This is a genomic window from Acidovorax sp. LjRoot204 (assembly GCF_056175785.1).
This window is the reverse complement of record NZ_JBGFFF010000037.1, coordinates 1-24,993: the sequence shown is the minus strand read 5'-3', so window position 1 is coordinate 24,993 and position 24,993 is coordinate 1. Positions and strand designations below refer to the sequence as shown.

The following is a 24,993-nucleotide window of genomic DNA, read 5'->3' as shown; positions in this document are numbered from 1 at the left end:
GGATGCAACGGCTTTTTATATGTTTGGTGCCCAGGAGAGGACTCGAACCTCCACGATGTTACTCGCTAGTACCTGAAACTAGTGCGTCTACCAATTCCGCCACCTGGGCATTTCAGGAAAGACTAAGATTGTATAACAAAAAATCCACCCCCGGCACGCAGCCAGCCACACATTTGTCGCAAGAGATCGAAGGCAGCGTGCAAGGGCACCGTGATGGACACGGTTTCGTCATCCGCGACGATGGCGAAGGCGACATCTATATTCCCCCGAACGAAATGCGCGCAGTCCTGCACAAGGACCGTGTGCGCGTGCGCATCGTGCGCCAGGACCGCCGTGGCCGTCCCGAAGGCCGCGTTGTGGAAATCATCGAGCGTCCACCCCAGCCCATCATCGGCCGACTGCTGCAGGAAAGCGGTGTGTGGCTCGTGGCTCCCGAAGACAAGCGCTATGGCCAGGATGTACTGATCCCCAAGGGCGCCACGGGCGCCGCGAAGCCCGGGCAGGTCGTGGTGGTTGAGCTGACAGAACCTCCAGCCCTGTTCGGCCAGCCTGTGGGGCGCATCACCGAAGTGCTCGGTGAAGTGGACGACCCTGGCATGGAGATTGAGATCGCGGTGCGCAAGTACGGCGTGCCACACGAGTTCTCTGCCGAGTGCCTCGCCCAGGCCAAGGAGCTGCCCGACAAGGTGCGCGCGCAGGACAAGAAACGCCGCGTGGACCTGACCGACGTGCCATTGGTCACCATCGACGGCGAAGACGCGCGCGACTTCGACGATGCCGTGTACTGCGAGCCCGCCAAGGTCGGCCGCAGCAAGGGCTGGCGTTTGCTGGTGGCGATTGCCGACGTGAGCCACTATGTGGAAACGGGCAGCGCCATCGACATTGATGCCTACGACCGTGCCACCAGCGTGTACTTTCCGCGCCGCGTGATCCCCATGTTGCCCGAGAAGCTCAGCAACGGGCTCTGCTCGCTCAACCCCGAGGTGGAGCGCCTGTGCATGGTCTGCGACATGCTGGTCACCGCCAAGGGCGAGGTGCACGCGTACCAGTTCTACCCGGCCGTGATGTTCAGCCACGCGCGCTTCACGTACACCGAGGTCGCAGCCATCCTGGCCAACACGCGCGGCCCGGAAGCCAGCAAGCGCAAGGACCGCGTCAAGGACCTGCTCAACCTGCATGACGTGTACCGTGCGCTGCTCATCGCGCGCCAGGCGCGCGGCGCCGTGGACTTCGAGACCACCGAGACGCAAATTGTGTGTGACGAAAACGGCCGCATCGAAAAGATCGTGCCGCGCACCCGCAACGACGCGCACAAGCTCATCGAGGAGGCCATGCTGGCCGCCAACGTGTGCAGCGCCGACTTCATTGCACAGGGTGGCCAGCCGGGCCTGTTCCGCGTGCACGAAGGCCCCACGCCCGAGAAGCAGGAGATCCTGCGCAACTACCTCAAGGCCATGGCCGTGGGCATGACGATTGGCGACGACCCCAAGCCGGGCGACTTCCAGGCAATTGCTACGGCGACCAAGGATCGGCCCGACGCACAACAGATCCACACCATGCTGCTGCGCTCCATGCAGCAGGCCATCTACACGCCCATCAACAGCGGCCACTTCGGCCTGGCGTTCGATGCCTACACCCATTTCACCAGCCCCATTCGTCGGTATCCCGACTTGCTGGTGCATCGGGTCATCAAGGCCATCCTGAGCAAGACGAAGTACGCGCTGCCGTCCTTGCCCACACCCGGCGAAGCCCATGCCAAGCTGGCCAAACGGCTGGCGGCCCGCGTGGCCGCACCTGGCACCAAGCCACGCAAGGATGTGAAACCGCCCAGCCGCGACACCCAGGCCTGGGAGGCAGCCGGTCTGCACTGCAGTGCCAACGAGCGCCGCGCCGACGAGGCCAGCCGCGATGTGGAAGCCTGGCTCAAGTGCAAGTACATGCGCGAGCACCTGGGCGAGGAATACAGTGGCGTGGTCAGTGCTGCGACGAGCTTCGGCATCTTCGTGACGCTGGACGCGATGTACGTCGAGGGGCTGGTGCACATCACCGAATTGGGCGGCGAATACTTCAAGTTCGACGAGGCGCGCCAGGAGCTGCGCGGCGAGCGCACCGGTATCCGCTACGCCATCGGCGCGCGGGTGCGGGTGCAGGTAAGCCGTGTGGATCTGGACGGGCGCAAGATCGACTTCCGCCTGGTGCGCGAAGGCGAGGAGCTGCTGGGCCGCGCGCTCAAGGACAAGGGTGTGGGCACCGAGGGGGCTGGTGGTGGCGCCCGCAAGGCGGGTGGTCGGTCCGGCGGACGCAAGGCCGACAAGGCCGCAGGTCCATCTGCCACCGAGCAGGCAGGTCTGACCCGCGAGCGGGCCGCGCGTTCGCCGATCCAGTCGCTCAAAGCCTCGGTCAAGAAGGCGGTGGCGGGTAAGTCCAGCAAAGGCAAAGCGCGCAAGCCACGCCGCGGCTGAGGTCGTCGAGCTGGTGGACCAAGGCCCTCCAGCTCGTCTCACCATCGCTATTTAATTGATAGCTGCTAGCGCATATAGAACATGCACTTGCGGCTATTTTTTATTGAAATGTGCATGCTTGGCGGCTTGAGGGGCGCTCGATTGCTCCAGAAAGCGCGCATACCGTTGTGCCGTGTCGGCGGGGGCTTCCATCATGGGCAGGTGCCCAATGCCGGGCAGCGCGGCGATGTGTGCCTGCGGAAGCAGCTTCTGCACCGTCTGAAGGCCGCTTCGGTCGAACACGCGGTCGCTGTCGCCCCACAGGACCAGGGTGGGGTGCTGCTGCAGGCGGGCCAGGTGTTGTTCCAGCAGATAGCGGTCTTTCAGCTGCGCGTCCCACAGGCGGGTGTTGGATGCAGCGTTGCGCAGCGCGTCCTGCTCGGAGGCATGCAGGATGGGGTAGGGCAGGAAGGGGCGCTTTTCAAACACCAACTCCATCATCGCTTTGAAGGCGGTGGCATCGTGGGCCACCAGCGGGCGTTGCCCGGCGTCGATGAGGCGGTCCATGGTGCTGGGCTGGGGCGAGCGTATGCCGTGGGGCGCGCCGATGAAGGCCACGCTGGCTACGCGCTCGGGGTACCGCAGGGCAAAGAGCGCTGCGATCGTGCCACCCATCGAGTTGCCGGCCAGATGCACTTGCGCCAAGCCGAGTACATCCAGAAACGCGGCGAGGCGCGTCGCTTGGGCGGCATAGTCGTAGGCTTGGTCATCGCGCCGCGTGCTTTCGCCAAAGCCCGCGATATCTGGGGCAATCACCCGGTACTGGCCGGTGAGGGGGCGCGCAAAATCGACCCAATGGTCCTTCTCCGCAAAAATGCCGTGCAGCAGAACAACGGGCGTTCCAGCATCTGCTCCACTGTCGACGGCCAGCGCGGGGTTTGGGGGCGTGCTGTTGTCCAGGTAGTGGATGGTGTGCATCGCCGCGTTGGTGGTTTTTTCTTCCAGGCCAGACAGATGGCGATTGGCCCTGAGCAGGGGCTCTTTGAACAGTGAAGGGGCCCCGTAGTAGAGGCCGGCTGTGCCCAGTATCAATGCCGTTGCAACAGAAATAGCGATGCGTTTCAAGAAGCGTTCTCCAGGGATATGGCTGCGTACACGTCAGGGGCCCTGCTTGCACACCGGCGGGCCCCCTGGCAGGAGAAGCAAGGCTACGGAGATTTCGGTAAAAAAACTTGTAGGTTTGGGCTATGCCGACACGCAACACACTGACCCTGGGCACTGACCGCGCGCTCTACGTCGGGGAGATCCCAGCCACGGGCTGGCACTGCCATGCGTCGCCGGTGCTGTTGATGGGGCTCTCGGGCCGGTTTGCGGTGCACTGGGGGCCAGGGCGTGTGGAGACCTGCCACAGCGCGTTGGTCGATGCCGGGGTGGAGCACCTGTTTGACCCCTGTGGTGAAGTGGTGGCGCTGGTGTACCTGGAGCCAGATTCGGCGCAGGCGCGCGGCCTGCGGGGGCTGTTCGGGCAAGAGGGGGGTGTGGTGGTGGACGTCGCAGTCCCGGTGGGCGCGCGCAGTGCCATGGAGGGTTATCTGCATCACTTCGACCTGCCCGCCTTGCTGCGTTGCCCGCTCGATAGCGAGGTGGCGCCGCTCGACCCACGCGTCGTCCGCAGCCTGCATGTGCTGCGCCATCCGCAGGCGGGGCGGGTGGCACGGGGTGACCTGGCCTCGGGCGTCCAGCTTTCAGCATCGCGTTTCAACCACCTGTTTCGCGCCGAGATGGGCGTGAGCTTGCGCACCTATCGGGTCTGGTCCCAGGTGCGGTTGGCGATGGCGGGGCTGGCGGTCAGTCCGCGCCTGACCGACGCGGCGCTACATGGCGAGTTTTCTGATTCGGCCCACTTCAGCCGCATGTTCCGGCAGACCTTTGGCATGACACCGTCGAGCGTGCTCAAGCCGCTCAAGAAGGTGACCTTGCTGGCCTGAGGCTCAGCTTCCGCCCACGCGCCGCGCCAGCGCGCTGGCCGTCAGCGCCTGGCGCGCTGGCCAATCATCAGCCGCCTGGCCATGCTGGTACACCGCTTCACTCGCCGCGCGCAAGGCGCTGGCACCGGCGGCGAGGTGGGCGCCCACCATGCCTGCCAGCACATCGCCCGTACCCGCCGTGGCCAGCCGCGCATTGCCCGTGGGGTTGATGGCCGGGACGCGGTCGGGTGCAGCGATCACGGTGCCCGAGCCCTTGAGCACGGCCACGCAGTTGAACTGGTTGGCCAGTTGCTGCGCGGCATCCAGCCGGTGGGCCTGGACCTCGGCTGTGGTCAGGCCCAGCAGGCGCGCAGCCTCCAGCGGGTGCGGTGTGAGCACCGTGGGTTGTCCGTGCTGTCCGCGTGCCACCACCAGCGCGTGCAGTGCGGCCTGGGTGGCGATGGTGTTGAGCGCGTCGGCATCCAGCACCAGTCGGGCCGCGCGGGTGATGACCTCGGGCAGCACGCGTGTGATGGCCTGCCCGCCACCACAGCCGCATACCACGGTGAGCTGTTCGAGCGCGAGGGCGTCAAAGCGGCGGAACATCAACTCGGGCTGCTGCATGTCCAGTTGCAGATGCCCATCGTCCAGCAGGGCCACCAGCACCCGGCCCGCGCCGCTGTGCAGGGCCGCCGATGCCGCGAGCAGGGCGGCGCCCGCCATGCCCATACCGCGTGTCGCCAAACCTTCGCCACCCACCACGGCCACGTCGCCATAGCTGCCCTTGTGGCTGGCATGGGTGCGGAGGGCGGGCAGGGCGGGGCCAGAAAGCCAGGCGTTGGGCGGCTCATGCTCGGGTTCTACGCCCAGATCATCCAGCCAGACCTGGCCTGCTGCGTCCCGCCCGGCAGCGGTGAACAGGCCGGGCTTGAGGGTGAGCAGACTCAGCGTGTGGCGTGGCGGGGGCGCTTGGTGGTGCGGGTGGGGTGGGGTGTCGGGCGCCAGGCCCGCGGCAAACTGGCCGGTGTCCGCGTCCAGCCCGCTGGGCAGGTCCACGGCCAGCACGGGGGCCGGGCTGCGGTGCAGGGTTTGCAGGCAGGCCTGGAGCCTTGCGTCGGGCGCGCGTGCGGGGCTGTGGGGTGACGAAGAGACGCCAATGCCCAGCAGCGCATCAATGCACAGATCGTTGGCCCCCAGATCGTCGGGGGCAGTGTCTGCCCAGGATACGCCCGCATCCCGTGCGCGCTGCCAGGAGGCCCTGGCATCCGCCGGGGCCGTATCGGGCTGGCCCAGCCAGGTCACGACCACTCTGCGGCCATTGCGCTGCAGGTGCATGGCAGCCTCCAACCCGTCACCCCCGTTGTTACCGGGGCCGCAGGCAATCCACACGGTGCCTGCGTGGGGTGCCAGCGCCTGGGCCAGTTGCGCGACGGCCAGGCCGGCGCGCTGCATGAGCGTGTGCGGGGGCAGGGCGGCTGCCGCCGCTTTTTCCAGGCGGCGAGTGGCGGCCGTGTTGAACAGGGGATAAGGCTGGTGGGCGGTGATGCGGTGCATGGGCTGCAGGGGGCAAGGGCTGCTGCCAGCGGCAGCGCGCCTGCCATTGTGCGCCGACGCCCCGTGGGGGCAAAGCGCAGGAAGGTTCAGAACCGCCGCATGCCTAGCCCGTCCAGCGACACCTCGGGTTCCCGCTGCGCGATCAGGTCGGCCAGTGCCCGCGCGCTGCCGCAGGCCAGGGCCCAGCCGCCAGCGCCATGGCCAGTGTTGAGCCACAGGCCCGGCACGCCGCTGGCGCCCACCACCGGGGCACCGTCGGGCAGCATGGTGCGGGCACCGCGCCAGATCTGCAGGTTGGATGAAAGCTGCGCGCCCCCGGGGAACCAGTCGTTCAGCGTGCGGTACAGACGCTGCAGTGTGGGGGTGTGGTGCTCGGCATCGGCCCCGGCCAGTTCAGCGCCACCGGCAATGCGCACGCGCTGGCCCAGGCGGGTGATGGAGATTTGCTGGCCCGCATCCACCACGCTGGCGCGGGGGGCGTGGGTGGATTCGCGCAGTGGGGCGCTCACGGAGTAGCCGTACACCGCCGCCATGGGCAGCCCCAGGCCCAGTGCGGGCAGCAGCGTGGCCGATGCCATGCCGGCGCACAGCACCACGGCATCAAAGCGGCGCAGGTCCGTTTCGCCCTGCAGCACCACGCCCGTGGGGCTGGTGCCGACGCGGTCTACGCGGGTGTTGAACACAAACTGCACCCCCGCACCCTGGATGCCCTGGCGCAGCAACTGTGCAAACAGACGGCAGTTGCCGGCGCGTGCATCGGGCAGGTGGATCGCGCCGGCCAGCGGGGCTTCGGGCGAGAGGCCAGGCTCGATCTGGCGCGCCACATCGGCGTCGATCTCACGCAGGGCCACGCCGCTGTCGCGCAGCACTTGCAGCGCGGGCTGCAGGCGGGCGCGGTCTTCTTCAGTGCGCAGCAGCACCAGGCGGCCGTCGCTGGCTTCAAAGTCCAGCTCATGCTGGTTCGCAATAGCCTGTAGTCGAGCTTGGCTGTATTGCGCCAGGCGTTCGACCGCGGCGGCCGGGGCGCTGTGGCTGCGCGCCATGCTGCGCCAGCGCCGCAGCCAGGCCCAGTTGGCGCGGGTCAGGCCGCCAGCCAGCCGCAGGGTGGCCTGTGTCCCCATCAGTCGCAGCGGCTGGCCGAATCCCGGCAGCGCCCAGGGGCTGAGCAGGTGGGGCGCCAGCAGCCCGGCGGTGGCAAAGCTGGCCTCTTCGGCGGCCGCACTGCGTTGTTCAAACACCGTGACTTCGTGGCCGTCGCTGGCCAGTTCGTACGCGGTGGTGACGCCGACAATGCCGGCGCCCACGATGGCAATCTTCATGAATTTGGGTGTTTTTGGCTTGTAGCGCTAGTGAATAATGCGCTGGTAGCTATTATTTTTGTAGTGTTTGCTCGATCTGCAGGCTGATGTTGAGCACCGTGTCATCCCTGAGCGCCCCGTGCCAGACCATCAGCCCGACCGGGAGTTCCCCTTGCACGTGGCAGGGGAGCGACAGCGCACAGCCGTCCAGCAGATTGACCACACTGGTGTTGCGCAGCAGCAGGTTGTTGACGCGGAAGAACTCGGCATCGCGGGCGGAGTCCCGGGCCTTGTCCGCACCATCTGCAGGAGCGACATCGGACAGCAGTGGCGCCAGGATGGGCACGGTGGGGGACAGCAGGGCGTCGTACGGCTCCATGTCGGCGATCATGCGTGCAATCCATTGCTGGCGCGCCTGCAGCAGGTCGATGTATTCCCAGGCCATCAGCGTGGCCCCTTTTTCGATGCGCATGCGCACTCGGGGGTCGTAGCGGTCGCCTGCGCGCTGCAGCAGCTCGCGGTGCCAGGCGTAGGCTTCGGGGGCGGCAAAGCCGTAGGCGGGCTGCTCCAGCACGGCGGGCAATGCGATGGTGTAGATCTGTGCGCCCGCCTGGCGCAAAGCTTCCACACTACGCTCAAAGGCGCGCGCCACGGGGGCGTCGAGCCCTTCCAGGAAGAGGGTGGTCGGCACCGCCAGCCGGTACTGGGACAGCGGCGCCAGGCTGCGCGTCACGCGCCGGGCGGCCAGCACCTCGTGCGCCACGATGGCGTCGCGCACGGTGCGCGTCATGGCGCAGGCGGTGTCCAGGGTGGTGGACAGCGGCACGGCGCCGGCGGTAGGCACCAGCCGGGCGGTGTTCTTGAAGCCCACGATGCCGTTGAGCGCTGCAGGAATGCGGATGGAGCCACCGGTGTCCGATCCCAGCCCGATGAACGCCGCGCCAGTGGCCACCGATACCCCGGCGCCGGACGAAGACCCGCCGGGCACGCGGGGCGCGCTGGGCAGGGCGCCAAAGCGGGCATCCCAGGCAGCAGGCGTGCCGTAGTGGGGGTTGACGCCCACGCCAGAGAACGCGAACTCCACCATGTTGGTGCGGCCGATCAGGCTGGCGCCCGCTGCGCGCAGGCGGGCCACGGCCGGGCAGTCCTCGGCTACTGCGGGAGCGTCTGCGAGCGCGGTAGAGCCCGCCGGGGTGGGTTGGCCGGCCACGTCAAACAAGTCCTTCACCGACACCGCCAGCCCGGCCAGGGGCAGCTGGGCCACACCCGGCTGCACCGCCGTGGTGCGTGCCTCGTCAAACAGCGTGCGCACAAAGCTGTGGGTGTTGGGTGTGGCCTGGGCGGCGTCGATGCAGCGCTCGAGCTCGGCGGGCGCGGTGTTGGCGCCGTCCCGCAGTTGCTCACGGGTGGCGATCAGGTCAGGGAGCATGGGTGTGCTAGAATCTTTGGGTTTTGCTGGGAGCAGTGGTGCAAGGTTTGCACAACCGGCGTGGCCGCTGCGGCAAGACCAATCGCAAAGCAGCCCTGTCAAGGTGTTGCAGTGTTCGTGAGGATCACGGCACTGCAAATATTGGGGCTGATTTTAGACCTAACCTTTGGAGTATTTTTATGTCCGTTACCATGCGCGAAATGCTGGAAGCCGGTGTCCACTTCGGTCACCAAACCCGCTTCTGGAACCCCAAGATGGCCCCCTACATCTTCGGCCATCGCAACAAGATTCACATCATCAACCTGGAAAAGTCGCTGCCACTGTTCCAGGAAGCCCAAAAGTTCGCCAAGCAACTGGCTGCCAACCGCGGCACGATCCTGATGGTCGGCACGAAGCGCCAAGCCCGTGAAATCCTGGCCACCGAAGCGCAACGCGCTGGTGTGCCTTTCGTGGACCAGCGCTGGCTGGGCGGCATGCTGACGAACTTCAAGACCGTGAAGACCTCGATCAAGCGCCTCAAGGACATGAAGGCTCAGCAAGAAGCTGGCCTCGAGAACCTGAGCAAGAAGGAGCAACTGACGTTCTCCCGCGAAATCGAAAAGCTCGAAAAGGACATCGGCGGCATCCAGGACATGGCTGCTCTGCCCGACGCCATCTTCATCATCGACGTGGGTTTCCACAAGATCGCCGTGGCCGAAGCCAAGAAGCTGGGCATCCCGCTGATCGGTGTGGTTGATACCAACCACTCGCCCGAAGGCATCGACTACGTGATCCCTGGTAACGACGACTCGGCCAAGGCCGTGACTCTGTACGCCCGTGGCATCGCTGACGCGATCATCGAAGGCCGTGCCAACGCCGTGAATGAAGTCGTGAAGGCTGCAACCGCCGAGAGCACCGACGAATTCGTGGAAGTGCAAGAAGCCGCTGCCTGATAGCCCGGCTGCGCGATCCGTCGCGAACAAAAGCGGGGCCCCTGGTGAGCCCCCTTTTTTTTAGCCCGAATCTGAACTGACTGAACTGAATACTGAAGGAATAAAGATGGCTGCAATTACCGCAAGCATGGTGGCTGAACTGCGTGGCAAGACCGACGCCCCCATGATGGAATGCAAGAAGGCGCTGACCGAAGCCGACGGCGACATGGCCAAGGCGGAAGAGCTGCTGCGCGTCAAGCTGGGCACCAAGGCAGGCAAGGCCGCGTCGCGCGTGACTGCTGAAGGCGTGGTCGCCAGCTACATCGACGGAACCACGGGTGCTCTGGTCGAAGTCAACAGCGAAACCGACTTCGTTTCCAAGAACGACAGCTTCATTGCCATGGCCAACGCCGCTGCCAAGCTGGTGGCACTGCACAACCCCGCCACGGTGGAAGCCCTGGGTGCACTGCCCTACGAGCAAGACAGCTTCGGCCCCACGCTGGAAGATGTGCGCAAGGGCTTGATCGGCAAGATCGGTGAAAACATGTCGTTCCGCCGCTTCAAGCGCTTCAGCGGCTCCAATCTGGCAGCCTACCTGCACGGCTCGCGCATCGGTGTGGTCGTCGAGTTCGACGGTGACGCCACCGCCGCCAAGGACGTTGCCATGCACGTGGCCGCCATGAAGCCCGTGGCCCTGACCAGCGCCGATGTGCCTGCCGATCTGATTGCCAAGGAGCGCTCGGTCGCCGAAGGCAAGGCTGACGAAGCCAACAAGGAACTTGTGGCTGCCGGCAAGCCTGCACAAAGCGCTGAAATCACGGCCAAGCGCATCGATGGCGCGGTGCAGAAGTACCTCAAGGAAGTCTCGCTGGCCGACCAGGTCTTCGTGAAGGCTGCCGACGGCAAGCAAACCGTGGCCCAGATGCTCAAGGCTGCCAACACCAACGTGAAGGGCTTCACCCTGTACGTGGTGGGCGAAGGCATTGAGAAGAAGGTGGACGACTTTGCTGCTGAAGTGGCTGCCCAGGTGGCTGCTGCCAAGGCTGCTGCCTGATCGTTCCCTGTAACCACCCCACCAAAGCCTCGTACCACTTACTGGAGAAATTTCCCATGTCCAACGCTGCACCAGCCCATAAGCGCATTTTGCTCAAGCTGTCTGGTGAGGCGCTGATGGGGGATGACGCCTTCGGTATCAACCGCGCCACCATCGTGCGCATGGTCGAGGAGATCGCCGAAGTGACCCGCCTGGGTGTCCAGGTGGCCGTGGTGATCGGTGGGGGCAATATTTTCCGTGGTGTCGCCGGGGGCTCGGTCGGGATGGACCGTGCCACCGCCGACTACATGGGCATGCTGGCCACCGTGATGAACGCCCTGGCCCTGGCCGACGCCATGGACAAGCAGGGCCTGGTGGCCCGCGTGATGTCCGCCATTGCCATCGAGCAGGTGGTCGAGCCCTATGTGCGCCCCAAGGCGCTGCAGTATCTTGAAGAGGGCAAGGTCGTGGTCTTCGCGGCCGGTACGGGCAACCCGTTTTTCACCACCGACACAGCAGCTGCCTTGCGTGGCGCGGAAATTGGCGCCGAATTGGTGCTCAAGGCTACCAAGGTGGACGGCGTTTATACTGCCGACCCCCAGAAGGATCCCACGGCGACGCGCTACACCAAGCTCAGCTTTGACGAGGCCATGTCCCGCAATCTGGGCATCATGGACGCGACTGCCTTCGCTCTGTGCCGTGACCAGAAGCTGCCCGTGAAGGTGTTCTCCATCATCAAACACGGCGCCTTGAAGCGCGTGGTGATGGGCGAAGACGAAGGTACGCTGGTTTACGCTTGATCACGATGGAAAGGCCTGCATCGCATGCAGGTCGGCCCGAGGAGAAAACATGACGATTGCCGACATCAAGAAGACTGCTGAAACCAAGATGGACCAGTCCATCACCGCGTTCAAGAACAACCTGCAGAAGATTCGCACCGGTCGTGCCAATCCGGCCCTGCTCGATACGGTGCAGGTCGAGTATTACGGCTCCCTGGTTCCACTGAGCCAGGTGGCCAACGTGGCGCTGATCGATTCGCGCACCATCAGCGTGCAGCCCTGGGAAAAGGGCATGGGCGCCAAGATTGAAAAGGCCATCCGCGAAAGCGATCTGGGCCTGAACCCCGCCTCCATGGGCGACCTGATTCGCGTGCCCATGCCCCCCATGAGCGAAGAGCGCCGCAAGGAAATGACCAAGCTCGCGCGCAACGAGGGCGAGAGCGCCAAGATCGCCGTGCGCAACCTGCGCCGCGATGCCAACGAATCCGTCAAAAAACTGGTCAAGGACAAGCTGGCGTCCGAAGACGACCAGAAGCGCGCCGAAACGGAAGTGCAAAAGTTCACCGACAAGCACATCGCCGAGATCGACGCGCTGGTGGCCGCCAAAGAGCAGGAAATCATGGCGGTTTGAGCCCCCAGGGCTTGAACATTCCCATGTCTGTATCTCCGGTGGTGCCACACCACATTGCCATCGTCATGGATGGCAACGGCCGCTGGGCAACGCGTCGCTTTTTGCCGCGTCTGGCCGGCCACAAGCAAGGGGTTGACTCACTTCGCCGCTGCGCACGCGCTTGTGTGCAGCGCGGCGTCGGTGTGCTTACGGTGTTTGCGTTCTCTTCCGAAAACTGGAACCGCCCCGCCGACGAGGTCTCCGGCCTCATGGAGCTGCTGGCGATGGCGCTGGCGCGCGAGGTGCCCCAGCTCAAGAAAGACGGCGTGCGTCTTCATTTTGTGGGCGAACGTGGCAGCCTTTCGCCCAAGGTGCGAGACGGCCTGGGTCAGGCAGAAGCCGCCACGGCGGACAACACCCGCCTGGTGCTCAACGTCTGCTTCAACTACGGAGGCCGCTGGGACATCGCGCAGGCGGCTGCATCGCTGGCTGCCCGTGGCGAGCCCATCACCGAGGCCAGTCTGCACAATGCGATGGGATTGGCCCACGTGCCCGACCCCGACCTCGTGATCCGCACCGGGGGAGAAATGCGGATCAGCAACTTTTTGCTCTGGCAATCGGCATACTCCGAGTTCTTCTTCAGCGACCGACTGTGGCCCGATTTCGATGAGTCCGCCCTGGACGAGGCCATCGACGCCTTCAGCCGCCGCGAGCGCCGTTTTGGCAAAACCTCTGAACAGATTCTGTCCGCGCATCCTGATCCGATGCCGGGTTGAGAACCTGAACAGGTTCTGAAAGCCCCCATGCTTCAACAGCGCGTCATCACAGCCCTTGTTCTGCTGGCCATCTTGTTGCCCGCGCTTTTCTACGCCAACACCATACCGTTCACGCTGGTCGTGCTGGTTCTGATGGCTGCCGGGGCTTGGGAATGGGGTCGTCTGAGCGGCTTTGGCCAAGCAGGCTCCGTGGCGGTGGGTGTGGCCTGTGTGGCCTTGTGCGCCGGGTCGTGGGCGCTGGGCTGGGTCGATCGCCCGTTGACTGCCCTGTGGGTGGTGGGCGGCGGGCTGTGGGTCCTGGCGGCTGCCTGGCTGCTCAAGGCCGGAGTGCCCGGCTGGCCCCGCATACCAGCCGGTGTGCGTCTCGTGGCTGGCGTGCTTGCCTTGTGGCTCGCGTGGCTGGCCGTGGTGCAGGCCCGCAATGTGGGCATCAATTTTTTGCTGTCGGTGCTGCTGCTGGTGTGGGTGGCCGACATCTTTGCCTACTTTGCGGGGCGCGCATTCGGATTGCGGTTTACCAAGGGCAAGCTGGCGCCCTCGATCAGTCCCGGCAAGAGCTGGGAAGGTGTCTGGGGCGGCCTGGCAGGGGTGATGGTGATGGCTTTGGTTTGGGCGGCAGCGGATGCCCACTGGCAGGCGTCAGTGCCCAGTTTTTACAGCCGCATGGCGCAGCAGGGCTGGTGGTTGCTGGTGATTGCGGCGTTGTTCATGGTGACCATGAGCGTGTCGGGTGACCTGGTGGAGTCGCTCATCAAGCGCAGTGCCGGTGTCAAGGACAGCAGTGGCCTGTTGCCTGGGCACGGCGGCGTGCTCGACCGCGTGGATGCCTTGTTGCCCACACTGCCCCTCGCCATGATGCTCACGAGCCTGACAACCCTATGAAGAAACAACGACTCACCGTTCTCGGTTCCACCGGCTCCATCGGGACCAGCACGCTGGATGTGGTGGCGCGCCACCCTGAGCGCTTTGAGGTGTTTGCGCTGAGTGCGGCGACGCAAGTGGATCTCTTGCTGGCGCAGTGCGCGCAGTTTCGCCCGCGTTATGCTGTGATGGCCAGCGCCCCGCACGCTGCTGCCTTGGCTGAAAAATTGCAGGCCAATGGCCTTCCAACGCAAGTCATTCAATCGCAAGATGCTCTTGAAGTGATAGCGTCACACGATGAAGTGGATGCCGTGATGGCTGCCATCGTGGGGGCGGCCGGTCTTGCGCCCTGTCTGGCTGCGGCCCGCGCAGGCAAACGACTGCTGCTGGCCAATAAGGAGGCCCTGGTGGTGGGCGGCGGGTTGTTCATGCAGACCGTGCGCGACGGTGGCGCCACGTTGCTGCCCATTGACAGCGAACACTCGGCCATCTTTCAGTGCCTGCCAGAAGACCCTGCCACTTGGTCTGACCGTGTGGACAGCATCCTGCTCACGGCTTCGGGCGGCCCGTTCCGCAAGCGGGACCCTTCCACGCTGTCGCAGATCACCCCTGACCAGGCCTGTGCGCACCCCAACTTCTCGATGGGACGCAAGATTTCCGTGGATTCGGCCACGATGATGAACAAGGCCTTGGAGGTCATTGAGGCGCGTTGGCTGTTTGATCTGCACCCAGACCAGATCAAGGTGGTCATCCACCCGCAGCAGATCATCCACTCCATGGTGCAATTCAAGGATGCTTCCATCCTGGCGCAGTTGGGGACACCCGACATGCGAGTGCCCATTGCCTGCGGCCTGTCCTGGCCCGAGCGCATTACCAGCGGGGCCAGCAAGCTGGATTTCTCGACCCTGAGCGCCCTCGCGTTTGAAGACGCGGACGCCATTCGCTTCCCGGGCCTGCACCTGTCCTGGCAGGCGCTGAAGGCGGCCGAGGGGACCACTGCCGTGCTGAATGCGGCCAACGAGGTGGCGGTGGGCGCCTTTTTGTCGGGTCGGCTGCGTTTTGACCATATTCATGCGGTCAACATTGCAACTTTGGATGCAGTTTCGCCCTCCAAGCCCGATTCGCTCGCCGCGTTGCTGGATCTGGACACCCAGGCCCGCCATGCGGCTGAACATGTGGCGGGCCGTCTGGCTGCCTGACTGCCGGCCCACTCAGGAACCATCCATCCATGCTGCTTACTATCGCTGCCTTCATCGTCGCCCTCGGTCTTTTGATCGCAGTGCACGAATACGGGCACTACCGCGTGGCGGTGGCCTGTGGTGTCAAGGTATTGCGGTTCTCTGTGGGTTTCGGCAAGCCGCTATTGCGCTGGCAGCCCCAGGGGTCTCCCACGGAGTTTGTGCTGGGAGCCTTCCCATTGGGGGGCTATGTGCGCATGCTGGACGAGCGCGAGGCACCCGTTGCCGCAGAGGAGCGGCATCTGGCCTTCAACACCCAGCCCCTGCGCTCGCGAGCAGCCATCGTTGCGGCTGGGCCCATCGCCAATTTGTTGTTGGCAGTGCTGCTGTATTCGGTGGTGAACTGGAACGGTGTCGAGGAGCCCCGGGCCATTCTGGCAAGCCCGGTCGCAGGCTCTGTCGCACACAGTGCCGGTTTGCGGGGCGGTGAACTGGTAGAGCGCGCCGCGTTGGGGGCAGAAGACCTGGAGCCAGTTCGTTCGTTTGAAGACCTGCGGTGGCTGCTGACCCGCGGTGCGCTTGAGGGGCTGAACGTGCGTCTTGACGTCCAGTCCGCCCATGGTGCGGGCCATCGTGAGGTTGTACTCGACATGTCCCGGATCGACAGCCGTGAGGCTGATGCCCAGCTGTTTCGCAAGGTCGGCATCCTGGGACCTTGGACCCGCCCTGTGTTGGGCGAGGTCATGGCGCAAAGCGCAGCTGAGCGCTCTGGCCTGCGCCAAGGTGATGTGGTGCTCAAGGTGGGGCAGACCGATGTGGTGGACGGCCAGCAATTGCGCGAGTTGATCCGGCAGTCGGTGCGGGGCAACGAGCCATTGGCGCAGCCATGGCGCGTTGAGCGTGGTGGTCAGGTGATGACACTGGACGTGTTGCCCGAGGCTGTGACCGAACCGGCTAATACGGTGGGGCGCATTGGCGCCTACGTGGGAGCTGCACCAGAATTTGTCACGGTGGACTACGGGCTGGTCGATGGTCTGTGGGGTGGTGTGGTGAAGACCTGGGATGTGTCGCTGCTGACCCTGCGCATGATGGGTCGCATGGTGATCGGCGAGGCGTCGCTCAAGAACCTCAGTGGCCCCTTGACCATTGCCGACTACGCAGGCCGCTCAGCCAGCATGGGGCTGACGCAGTACCTCATCTTTCTTGCTCTGATCAGTGTGAGCCTGGGGGTGCTGAACCTGCTTCCGCTGCCAGTCTTGGACGGTGGGCACCTGATGTATTATCTTTGGGAGGGTGTCACGGGCAGGGGTGTGTCGGACGCATGGATGGAGCGATTGCAGCGTGGAGGCGTTGCTGTCCTGCTTGTCATGATGTCCATAGCTCTGTTCAACGATATCACCCGGCTCTTTGGCTAACACTTTTGCCGCGCTTGCCCTGCAATTGCGGCTCCCGCTTCATTCATGAAAAAACACATCAATCGCCTGGGCGTGCGTACCGCATCGGCCGTTGCAGCCATGATTTTTGCCGCCAATGCGGCATGGGCTCTGGAGCCATTCAAGGTGCAGGACATTCGCGTGGAGGGCTTGCAGCGTGTGGAGCCGGGTACCGTGTTTGCATCCATGCCCCTGCGGGTGGGTGACGACTACAACGATGAGAAAGGCGCCGCAGCAATTCGTGCGCTGTTCGGCCTGGGACTCTTCAAGGATGTGCGCCTTGAGGCCAGCGGCAACGTTCTGGTGGTGGTGGTCGAAGAGCGCCCCACCGTCGCCGACGTGGACTTTGCCGGTGCCCGTGAATTCGACAAAGATGCGCTCAAAAAAGCCATGCGCGAGGTGGGCCTGACGGAAGGGCGTCCTTATGACAAGGCGCTCACCGACCGCGCCGAACAAGAGCTCAAGCGCCAGTACATCAACAAGAGCCTGTATGGCGCCGAGGTGGTGACCACGGTCACGCCCATCGAGCGCAACCGCGTGAACCTGACCTTCACGATCACGGAAGGTGAGCCCGCACGCATCAAGGAAGTGCGCATCGTGGGCAACAAGGCGTTCAGTGAATCCACGCTCAAGGGCCTGTTCGACCAGGACACAGGGGGCTGGCTGAGCTGGTACACCAAGTCCGATCGCTACTCGCGCACCAAGCTCAACGCCGACCTTGAAACCCTGCGCTCGTATTACCTGCAGCGCGGCTACCTGGAGTTCCGTGTGGACTCGACGCAGGTCGCCATCTCGCCGGACAAGCAGGACATCTCCATCACCGTGAATGTGACGGAAGGCGAACGGTATGTGGTGTCGGGCGTGAAACTCGAAGGCAACTATCTGGACCGCGAGGACGAGTTCAAGTCGCTGGTGACCATTCGCCCCGGCGAGCCCTACAACGCGGACCAGGTGACTGAAACCACCAAGGCGTTTTCCGAATACTTTGCCCGCTTTGGTTTTGCGTTTGCCCGCGTGGAGGCTGTGCCCGAAATCGATCGTGAGAACAATCGCGTCAATTTTGTGCTGCAAGCCGAACCAGCACGCCGCGCCTATGTGCGCCGTATCAACGTCAGTGGCAACAACCGCACGCGTGACGAAGTCATTCGCCGTGAGTTCCGCCAGTACGAGGCCTCCTGGTACGACGGCGACAAGATCCGCCTCTCCCGCGACCGCGTGGACCGCCTAGGCTTCTTCACGGAAGTGAACGTGGAAACCCAGGAAGTGCCTGGCTCTCCCGACCAAGTCGATCTGGTGATCAACGTGGCTGAAAAGCCCACCGGCTCGTTGCAACTGGGCGTGGGTTTTTCCAGCGCTGAAAAAGCGTCTCTCTCGTTCGGTATCAAGCAGGAAAACATCTTCGGCTCGGGCAACTACCTGGGCATCGACGTCAACACGAGCAAGTACCGGCGCACGCTGGTGTTCAGCACCACCAACCCGTACTTCACGCCCGAAGGCATCTCGCGCACGCTCGATGTGTACTACCGCACCGATAAGCCGTACGAAGACCAAGGGGGCAACTACCAGCTGGTTACCACCGGGACCTCCGTGCGTTTTGGCGTGCCTTTCAGCGAGACCGATACGGTGTTCTTTGGCGGCGGGCTGGAGCAAACCCGCATCAAGCCCGGCACGAACATCCCGGCCACCTACCTGTTTTACGCAGACAAGTTCGGCTACAGCAGCACCTCGATTCCGTTGACTGTGGGCTGGTCCCGTGACGACCGGGACAGCGCCTTGGCGCCCAACTCCGGCCGTTACCAGCGCCTCAATTCCGAATGGTCTGTGGCGGGCGATGCCCGCTACGTGCGGGCCAACTATCAGTACCAGCAATACATCCCCCTCAACAAGCGCTTCACCATTGCGTTCAACGGCGAGGCCGGTTATGGCAAGGGCTTGAACGGCCGTCCGTTCCCGGTATTCAAGAACTTCTACTCGGGCGGCCTGGGCTCCGTGCGTGGTTTCGACCAGGGCACCCTGGGGCCGCGTGATGTGACCGGGGCCTCGTTGGGTGGGCCCAAGAAGATCACGCTGAACACCGAGCTGATTGCTCCGTTCCCGGGTGCTGGCAATGACCGGACCCTGCGTGTGTTCACGTTCCTGGACGTGGGCAATGTGTACGGCGAAAACGACAAAGTTACCTTCAGTGACATGCGTGCCTCCGTGGGCTTGGGTCTGAGCTGGATTTCGCCGCTCGGTCCCTTGCGTTTGGCGTTTGCGCAGCCAGTGCGCAAGTTCGCCGGCGATAGAATCCAGAAACTGCAATTCCAGATTGGAACGTCTTTCTAATGAAATCCTTTTCTCGCCATCTCTCCGTGGCCTTGCTGCTCGGCACCGTTGCCATCGCAGCCCCTGCACAAGCGCAAGAGTTCAAAGCCGGTTTCGTCAACACCGATCGCATCTTCCGAGAAGCCACCACAGCCAAGGCTGCGCAGGCCAAGCTGGAGCAGGAGTTCTCCCGTCGCGAGAAAGAACTGGTGGATCTGGGCAACACCCTGAAGACTGCCAGCGACAAGTTTGAGCGTGAAGCACCCACCATGGCGGAGAGCCAACGCACCGCGCGCCAGCGCCAGCTGGTGGACCAGGACCGCGACTTTCAGCGCAAGCGCCGTGAATTCCAGGAAGACCTGAGCGCCCGCAAGAACGAAGAGCTGTCGCAAGTGCTGGAACGCGCCAACAAGGTGGTCAAGCAGGTGGCCGAGGCCGAAAAATATGACGTGATCCTGCAAGAGGCCGTCTACATCAACCCCAAGCACGACATCACCGACAAGGTGATCAAGGCCCTGAATGCCGCTGCTGCTGCCAAGTAAGCCGCTGCGCAAGACAGGTGGCGCGTGAGCAGCTTGCTTCTCGGGCACATTGTTGATGCGCTCGGTGGTTCGCTGGAAGGGGGTGCGCGGGAAACCGTCATCGCCCGCATTGCGCCACTGGAGGTTGCGGGCCCGGGAGACCTCAGTTTCCTGAGCAATCCCCGCTACCAACAGCAACTGGCCGCCTCCCGGGCGGCCTGTGTCATTGTGGCGCCTGCCATGCGCGACGCCGCATTGGCGCGGGGGGCCTGCATCGTGGCCGACAACCCCTACGTGTACTTCGCCCGAGCTACCCAGTTGTGGCGGCAGCGCAATACGCCCGCGCGGTCGTCCGGTGTGCACCCCAGCGCAGTGGTTGATCCCTCGGCGCAGGTCCACCCCTCGGCCACCATCGGTCCGCTGTGCGTGATTGAGCGGGGCGCCTCGGTGGGCGCAGATACCGTGCTCAAGTCGCGCGTCACCGTGGGCGAGGGCTGCAGCATCGGCGCGCGTTGCATCGTCCATGCGGGCGTGGTCATTGGCGCTGATGGTTTCGGTTTTGCGCCGGAGAACGGGCAGTGGGTCAAGATCGAGCAACTGGGTGCCGTGCGCATTGGAGATGACGTCGAGATTGGCGCCAACACCTGCATCGACCGGGGTGCGCTGCAGGACACGGTGATCGAAGACGGCGTGAAGCTCGACAACCTGATCCAGATCGGGCACAACGTGCGCATCGGCAAGCACTCGGCCATGGCTGGGTGTGTAGGCGTGGCGGGCAGCGCCACCATCGGGGCGCATTGCACGGTGGGCGGTGGTGCCATCGTGTTGGGGCACCTGGAGCTGGCTGACAACGTGCACATCTCGGCCGCGACGGTGGTCACCCGATCTCTAACGCGGCCTGGCCAGTACACCGGCATGTTCCCCATCGACGACAATGCGCGCTGGGAAAAAAACGCTGCCACACTCAAACAATTGCACAGCCTGCGCGAGCGCATCAAGGCGCTGGAGCTGGCCCTCAAGGCGGCATGAACGGAAGAACAACTCGATGATGGATATTCACGCAATTCTCAAACAACTGCCCCACCGCTACCCGTTTTTGCTGGTGGACAAGGTGATCGAGTTAGAGAGCAACACCCGCATCAAGGCCATCAAGAACGTCACGTTCAACGAGCCCTATTTCATGGGGCATTTCCCCGGCCGTCCGGTGATGCCGGGTGTGTTGATCCTGGAGGCATTAGCCCAGGCCGCCTGTTTGCTGTCCTTTGACGCAATGGGCAAGGTGCCCGATGAGAACAACATCTACTACTTTGTCGGTATCGATGGCGCGCGTTTCAAGCGCCCCGTGGAGCCTGGCGACCAGCTGATCCTGACCATCACCATCGACCGCGTGCGCGGTGGAATCTGGAAGTTCAAGGGCGTGGCCAGCGTGGGCGAAGAGGTGGCTTGCGAGGCCGAACTCATGTGCACCATGCGCGCTGTGGGTTGACCGGTTCAGACCTGTTGGATCGTGAGCAATATCCACCCCACAGCCCTTGTTGCTGACGGTGCCCGCCTGGACCCTACGGTCACGGTGGGGCCTTACACAGTCATTGGCGAACACGTGACCATTGGTGCGGGCACCACGGTCGGCGCGCACTGTGTGATCGATGGGCACACCACGATTGGTGCTGACAACCGCATCTTCCAGTTCAATTCCATCGGCGCCATCCCGCAGGACAAGAAGTACGCGGGCGAGCCGACCGAACTGGTCATCGGCGACCGCAACACCATCCGCGAGTTCTGCACGCTGAACCTGGGCGTGCCCCAGGCCGGCGGCATCACCACTGTGGGCCATGACAACTGGATCATGGCTTACACCCACATCGCGCACGATTGCCATGTGGGCAACCACACCACGCTGGCGAACAACACCACGCTGGCAGGGCATGTGCACCTGGGCGACTGGGTGACGGTGGGCGGGCTCACCGGCATTCACCAGTTCGTCAAGATTGGTGCCCACGCGATGGTGGGCTTTGCCAGTGCGGTCTCGCAGGACGTGCCGCCTTTCATGCTGGTGGATGGCAATCCCTTGGCGGTGCGCGGCTACAACGTGGTGGGGCTGCGCCGCCGTGGCTTTTCGGCCGAGCGCATTGCGGCGGTCAAGCAGATGCACAAGCTGATTTATCGGCAGGGCCTGACGCTGGAGGCTGCGCGTGCCGCTATTGCAGAGTTGGCGCAGTCCGCACCGCAGGCCGGTGACGATGCGGCGATGATGGAGCGGTTCCTGGCCGACGCCACGCGCGGCATTGCGCGCTGAGGGCTTGGCGATGGCAGATTCCCCCCGCGTCGCCATGGTGGCGGGCGAGACGTCGGGCGACTTGCTGGCGGGCTTGCTGATCGATGGCATGCAGGCGCATTGGTCCGGGCTGCAATCCTGCGGCATTGGCGGGCCGCAGATGGCGCGCCGCGGTTTTACTGCCTGGTGGCCCAGCGACAAGCTGGCAGTGCACGGCTACAGCATGGAGGTGCTGCGCCGGCTGCGCGAGCTGCTGGGCATTCGCAAACAACTGCGCGAGCGCCTGCTCAAGGACCGCCCCGACGTGTTCATCGGTGTGGATGCGCCCGATTTCAACCTGGGCCTGGAGGCCGATTTACGCGCGGCCGGCATCAAGACCGTGCATTTTGTGTGCCCGTCCATCTGGGCCTGGCGTGCGGATCGCGTCGACAAGATTCGCCGCAGCGCGGACCATGTGCTGTGCATCTTCCCGTTTGAGCCAGAGCTGCTCGCGCAGCACGGCATTGCCGCCACCTACGTAGGTCACCCGCTGGCGGGCGTGATTCCCATGGTGCCGGACCGTGCAGCCGCGCGTGCGCAATTGGGTCTGAAGGATGAGGACGAAGTCCTGGCCATCCTTCCTGGGAGCCGCTCCTCCGAGATCCAGTACATTGCCCAGCCATTCTTTGAGGCTGCAGCGCTAGTGTTTAAAGCACGACCAGCTATTAAATTGATAGTGCCTGCAGTGCCCGCACTGCGTGATCGCATCGAGCAGTTGGCGCGCGCGTGCGGTCTGGGCAATGCCTTGCAAATCACCACGGGCCAGTCGCACACGGTGCTCGCAGCGTGTGATGCCACGTTGATTGCCAGCGGCACCGCGACGCTGGAGGCCGCGCTCTTCAAGCGGCCCATGGTCATCGGCTACCACATGCACCCGCTCAGCTGGTGGCTCATGCGCCGCAAGCAGTTGCAACCCTGGGTGGGCCTGCCCAACATCCTGTGCCGCGAGTTTGTGGTGCCCGAGCTGATCCAGGACGCCGCTACGCCCCAGGCGCTTTGCGCAGCCACGCTGGACTGGCTGGACGCAAAGCGCCAAGATCCCCGAAAAATTGCAGCCCTGGAGCAGCGCTTTACGGCGCTGCACGAGAGCCTGCTGCGCAACACCCCCCAACTGGCTGCCGATGCGATCCAGAAAATCCTCGCTCCCGCAGCCTGAGCAGGCCTGCCTGCCCTGGCACCCGCCCGGCCTCGTGGCTGGCGTGGATGAGGCTGGCCGTGGCCCCCTGGCCGGGCCCGTGGTGGCAGCGGCTGTGATCCTGGACGACCTGCACCCGATTGCAGGCTTGGCCGACTCCAAGAAACTCACGGCCGCGCGGCGTGAAAAGCTTTACGACGAGATCCGCGCCAAGGCCCTGTGCTGCAGCATCGCCGAGGCCAGCGTCGAAGAGATCGACCAGCTCAACATCCTGCAGGCCACGCTGCTGGCCATGCGCCGTGCCGTCATGGGGCTGCGGCTCAAACCGGCGATGGTGCTGGTGGATGGCAACCGGCTGCCCGTGCTGGATGTTCCGGCGGAAGCCATCGTCAAGGGCGATGCGCTGGTGCCTGCCATCTCGGCGGCCTCCATCCTTGCCAAGGTGCACCGCGACCGCTGGTGCGCGCAGGTGCATGACGAGTTTCCGCAGTACGGCTTTGCCGGCCACAAGGGGTACGGCACGGCCGTGCACATGGCCGCCTTGCGCGAGCACGGTGCCTGCATTTACCACCGGCGCTCGTTTGCGCCGGTGGCCCAGAACCTGCGCGCCGGATCCTGACCGCGCGCTGAAAATTTGCCATGACCTCCTCGTCCGTGACCGCCATCCATTCCCGCGATAACACCTTCGTCAAGGACTTGCGCCGTTTGGCTCAGGATACGACGGCGTACCGCAAGCAGGGCCGTGTCTGGCTCGAAGGAGACCATCTGTGCCGCGCCGCGCTGGCGCGGGGGCTGCGGGCATCGGTGGCAGTGTTTTCGGAGTCTTTTTGGCCGCAGGCGCAGGTGGAATATGCCCAGGCAGCTACAAAATTCATAGTCCTTGCCGATGCACTGTTTGCGGACGTGAGCGGGCTGGAGTCGCCCGCCTCGATGGGCTTTATCCTGGACTTGCCCGCACCGGCTTCACTCCAGCCCAATGCGCCCACCGTGGTGCTGGACAGGGTGCAGGACGCGGGCAATGTGGGTTCCATCCTGCGCAGCGCCTCGGCGTTCGGGTTCCGCCAGGTGGCCGCCATCAAGGGAAGTGCCGCGCTGTGGTCGCCCAAGGTCTTGCGGGCTGGCATGGGGGCGCATTTCGCGCTGGATCTGATTGAGGGGCTGGCGCTGGATGATCTTGCCGCGCTGCAGGTGCCGCTGCTGGTCACCAGCTCGCATGCGGGTGACTTCCTGCACCGCGCCGCCTTGCCCTGGCCCTGCGCCTGGGTGATGGGCCACGAAGGGCAGGGCGTCAGCCCGGCTCTGGAAGATAGGGCTTCTTTGCGCATCCGCATCGCCCAGCCCGGTGGCGAGGAGTCGCTGAACGTGGCGGCGGCTGCGGCCATCTGCCTGCACGCGAGCGGAGCAGGGCGCTGAGCCTGTCCGCGCCCGCCACGGTGCCATGGGCGCTTGGGGTGAGCCTTGGTCCCGCAGCTCATAGACGTTGGTACCAGGGTTATGCAAGGCATGCATTGCGGAGGTGTCAGCGACGGAGGGTATAATCGGGAGCTTTTCTCGCAACAGCGTCGCCCGACCGCACCCAAAGCAACAACCTATCTGAGAGCAGCCATTGGCACCATCGCGCTTCGAGTGTGCGAGTGGTCTGCAGGCGCCGGGCGACCGTAACCATCCGGAGAACCCAGTGCTTTTGTCTCTCAAGGGAAACTTCCCGCCCGCCATCCTGGCGCTCGCAGACGGCACGGTCTTTATCGGTAACTCGATCGGTGCCACCGGCACCACGGTCGGTGAAGTGGTGTTCAACACCGCCATCACCGGCTACCAGGAAATCCTCACCGACCCCAGCTACTGCCAGCAGATCGTCACCCTGACGTATCCGCACATCGGCAATTACGGCGTCAATGCGGAAGACATCGAAGCCGACAAGGTCCATGCTGCAGGCCTGATCATCAAAGACCTGCCCCTTCTGGCCAGCAACTTCCGATCCACCGAAACGCTTTCGCAGTACCTCGTGCGCGAAAAGACGGTGGCCATTGCCAACATCGACACCCGCAAACTCACCCGCCTGCTGCGCGACAAGGGTGCGCAGAACGGCGCCATCCTGGGCCTGGCGGCTGGTGAGGCTGTGACGCAGGCGCGCATCGACGAAGCCCTGGCGGCTGCCAAGGCCGCGCCCAGCATGAAGGGTCTGGACCTCGCCCAGGTGGTGACCACCCCATCGACCTACACCTGGGACCAGACCGAGTGGAAGCTGGGCGAAGGCTATGGCACACAGGCTGCTCCGCGCTTCCACGTGGTGGCATACGACTTCGGCGTCAAGAAGAACATCCTGCGCATGCTGGCCGAACGTGGCTGCAAGCTCACCGTGGTGCCCGCCAAGACGCCCGCGGCCGACGTGCTGGCGATGAAGCCGGATGGTGTGTTCCTGTCCAATGGCCCTGGTGACCCCGAGCCC

At 64.3% G+C, this 24,993-nt stretch carries 23 protein-coding genes and 1 tRNA gene; 19 read left to right on the top strand and 5 right to left on the bottom strand.

Annotation, left to right across the window (positions count from 1 at the left end; translation table 11 throughout):
* Positions 1-24 precede the first annotated feature (24 nt).
* Positions 25-109, bottom strand: a tRNA-Leu gene (locus AC04MI_RS09390).
* A 19-nt stretch (positions 110-128) separates the two neighbouring features.
* On the opposite strand from AC04MI_RS09390, the gene rnr reads away from it, so the two are divergent.
* Positions 129-2,462 carry a ribonuclease R gene (rnr, locus tag AC04MI_RS09385; protein ID WP_056067177.1) on the top strand — a complete coding sequence of 778 codons (2,334 nt, stop codon included), beginning with the start codon at positions 129-131 and terminating at the stop codon, positions 2,460-2,462.
* 93 nt (positions 2,463-2,555) lie between these two features.
* Here the strand turns inward: rnr and AC04MI_RS09380 are convergent, their stop codons facing one another.
* Positions 2,556-3,566 carry an alpha/beta fold hydrolase gene (locus AC04MI_RS09380; RefSeq protein WP_436078503.1) on the bottom strand — a complete coding sequence of 337 codons (1,011 nt, stop codon included), beginning with the start codon at positions 3,564-3,566 and terminating at the stop codon, positions 2,556-2,558.
* Positions 3,567-3,688: 122 nt separating this feature from the next.
* Between AC04MI_RS09380 and AC04MI_RS09375 the strand changes: the two genes are divergently transcribed.
* Entirely contained in the window at positions 3,689-4,429 is a 741-nt protein-coding gene (locus AC04MI_RS09375) for a helix-turn-helix domain-containing protein (protein WP_436078504.1), read from the top strand.
* A gap of 3 nt (positions 4,430-4,432) precedes the next feature.
* Here AC04MI_RS09375 and AC04MI_RS09370 read toward each other — a convergent pair whose 3' ends face one another.
* From AC04MI_RS09370 to AC04MI_RS09360, 3 genes are all read right to left on the bottom strand, one after another.
* Positions 4,433-5,962 (bottom strand): NAD(P)H-hydrate dehydratase, encoded by a 1,530-nt coding sequence (locus AC04MI_RS09370; protein WP_436075448.1) that lies wholly within the window; start codon positions 5,960-5,962, stop codon positions 4,433-4,435.
* An 86-nt stretch (positions 5,963-6,048) separates the two neighbouring features.
* Positions 6,049-7,281: an FAD-dependent oxidoreductase gene (locus AC04MI_RS09365; RefSeq protein ID WP_436075447.1), complete on the bottom strand. Its 1,233-nt coding sequence runs from the start codon at positions 7,279-7,281 to the stop codon at positions 6,049-6,051.
* Positions 7,282-7,333: 52 nt separating this feature from the next.
* On the bottom strand, positions 7,334-8,689 hold the full coding sequence (locus AC04MI_RS09360; protein ID WP_099729883.1) for an amidase: 1,356 nt from the start codon (positions 8,687-8,689) through the stop codon (positions 7,334-7,336).
* A gap of 179 nt (positions 8,690-8,868) precedes the next feature.
* Here AC04MI_RS09360 and rpsB point away from each other — a divergent pair, with 179 nt between their 5' ends.
* From rpsB to AC04MI_RS09275, 17 genes are all read left to right on the top strand, one after another.
* On the top strand, positions 8,869-9,621 hold the full coding sequence (gene rpsB / locus AC04MI_RS09355; RefSeq protein ID WP_056067188.1) for a 30S ribosomal protein S2: 753 nt from the start codon (positions 8,869-8,871) through the stop codon (positions 9,619-9,621).
* A gap of 106 nt (positions 9,622-9,727) precedes the next feature.
* Positions 9,728-10,654 (top strand): translation elongation factor Ts, encoded by a 927-nt coding sequence (gene tsf, locus AC04MI_RS09350; RefSeq protein ID WP_015013552.1) that lies wholly within the window; start codon positions 9,728-9,730, stop codon positions 10,652-10,654.
* Between the two features lie 56 nt (positions 10,655-10,710).
* A complete protein-coding gene (gene pyrH, locus AC04MI_RS09345) occupies positions 10,711-11,433 on the top strand; it encodes a UMP kinase (protein WP_008906712.1) in 723 nt (240 codons plus the stop codon).
* A 49-nt stretch (positions 11,434-11,482) separates the two neighbouring features.
* The gene (frr, locus tag AC04MI_RS09340) at positions 11,483-12,043 is read left to right on the top strand and encodes a ribosome recycling factor (RefSeq protein WP_056067192.1); all 561 of its coding nucleotides are present in this window, start codon (positions 11,483-11,485) and stop codon (positions 12,041-12,043) included.
* Between the two features lie 23 nt (positions 12,044-12,066).
* Complete coding sequence (gene uppS, locus AC04MI_RS09335; protein ID WP_056067194.1) at positions 12,067-12,798, top strand: polyprenyl diphosphate synthase; 732 nt, start codon at positions 12,067-12,069, stop codon at positions 12,796-12,798.
* A 27-nt stretch (positions 12,799-12,825) separates the two neighbouring features.
* A complete protein-coding gene (locus tag AC04MI_RS09330; protein WP_436075444.1) occupies positions 12,826-13,680 on the top strand; it encodes a phosphatidate cytidylyltransferase in 855 nt (284 codons plus the stop codon).
* Positions 13,677-14,858: a 1-deoxy-D-xylulose-5-phosphate reductoisomerase gene (gene ispC / locus AC04MI_RS09325; RefSeq protein WP_436078505.1), complete on the top strand. Its 1,182-nt coding sequence runs from the start codon at positions 13,677-13,679 to the stop codon at positions 14,856-14,858. Before AC04MI_RS09330 ends, ispC begins: the two co-directional genes overlap by 4 nt.
* Positions 14,859-14,887: 29 nt before the next feature.
* Positions 14,888-16,252 carry an RIP metalloprotease RseP gene (gene rseP / locus AC04MI_RS09320; RefSeq protein ID WP_056743620.1) on the top strand — a complete coding sequence of 455 codons (1,365 nt, stop codon included), beginning with the start codon at positions 14,888-14,890 and terminating at the stop codon, positions 16,250-16,252.
* A 45-nt stretch (positions 16,253-16,297) separates the two neighbouring features.
* A complete protein-coding gene (bamA, locus tag AC04MI_RS09315) occupies positions 16,298-18,595 on the top strand; it encodes an outer membrane protein assembly factor BamA (RefSeq protein WP_056067201.1) in 2,298 nt (765 codons plus the stop codon).
* Entirely contained in the window at positions 18,595-19,116 is a 522-nt protein-coding gene (locus AC04MI_RS09310) for an OmpH/Skp family outer membrane protein (RefSeq protein WP_056067203.1), read from the top strand. The genes bamA and AC04MI_RS09310 overlap by 1 nt, the downstream gene beginning before the upstream one ends.
* A gap of 24 nt (positions 19,117-19,140) precedes the next feature.
* Positions 19,141-20,124 (top strand): UDP-3-O-(3-hydroxymyristoyl)glucosamine N-acyltransferase, encoded by a 984-nt coding sequence (gene lpxD / locus AC04MI_RS09305; protein WP_116749499.1) that lies wholly within the window; start codon positions 19,141-19,143, stop codon positions 20,122-20,124.
* Between the two features lie 16 nt (positions 20,125-20,140).
* Complete coding sequence (gene fabZ / locus AC04MI_RS09300; protein ID WP_476497676.1) at positions 20,141-20,581, top strand: 3-hydroxyacyl-ACP dehydratase FabZ; 441 nt, start codon at positions 20,141-20,143, stop codon at positions 20,579-20,581.
* 21 nt (positions 20,582-20,602) lie between these two features.
* Positions 20,603-21,391, top strand: coding sequence for an acyl-ACP--UDP-N-acetylglucosamine O-acyltransferase (lpxA, locus tag AC04MI_RS09295; RefSeq protein WP_436078506.1), 789 nt, complete (start codon positions 20,603-20,605; stop codon positions 21,389-21,391).
* 10 nt (positions 21,392-21,401) lie between these two features.
* A complete protein-coding gene (lpxB, locus tag AC04MI_RS09290; protein WP_099732063.1) occupies positions 21,402-22,565 on the top strand; it encodes a lipid-A-disaccharide synthase in 1,164 nt (387 codons plus the stop codon).
* The gene (gene rnhB / locus AC04MI_RS09285; protein WP_099729886.1) at positions 22,531-23,163 is read left to right on the top strand and encodes a ribonuclease HII; all 633 of its coding nucleotides are present in this window, start codon (positions 22,531-22,533) and stop codon (positions 23,161-23,163) included. The genes lpxB and rnhB overlap by 35 nt, the downstream gene beginning before the upstream one ends.
* A 20-nt stretch (positions 23,164-23,183) precedes the next feature.
* A complete protein-coding gene (locus AC04MI_RS09280) occupies positions 23,184-23,957 on the top strand; it encodes a TrmH family RNA methyltransferase (protein WP_288852768.1) in 774 nt (257 codons plus the stop codon).
* A 265-nt stretch (positions 23,958-24,222) separates the two neighbouring features.
* Positions 24,223-24,993: carbamoyl phosphate synthase small subunit (locus tag AC04MI_RS09275; RefSeq protein WP_476497675.1), on the top strand; the 771-nt coding region annotated here is incomplete at its 3' end.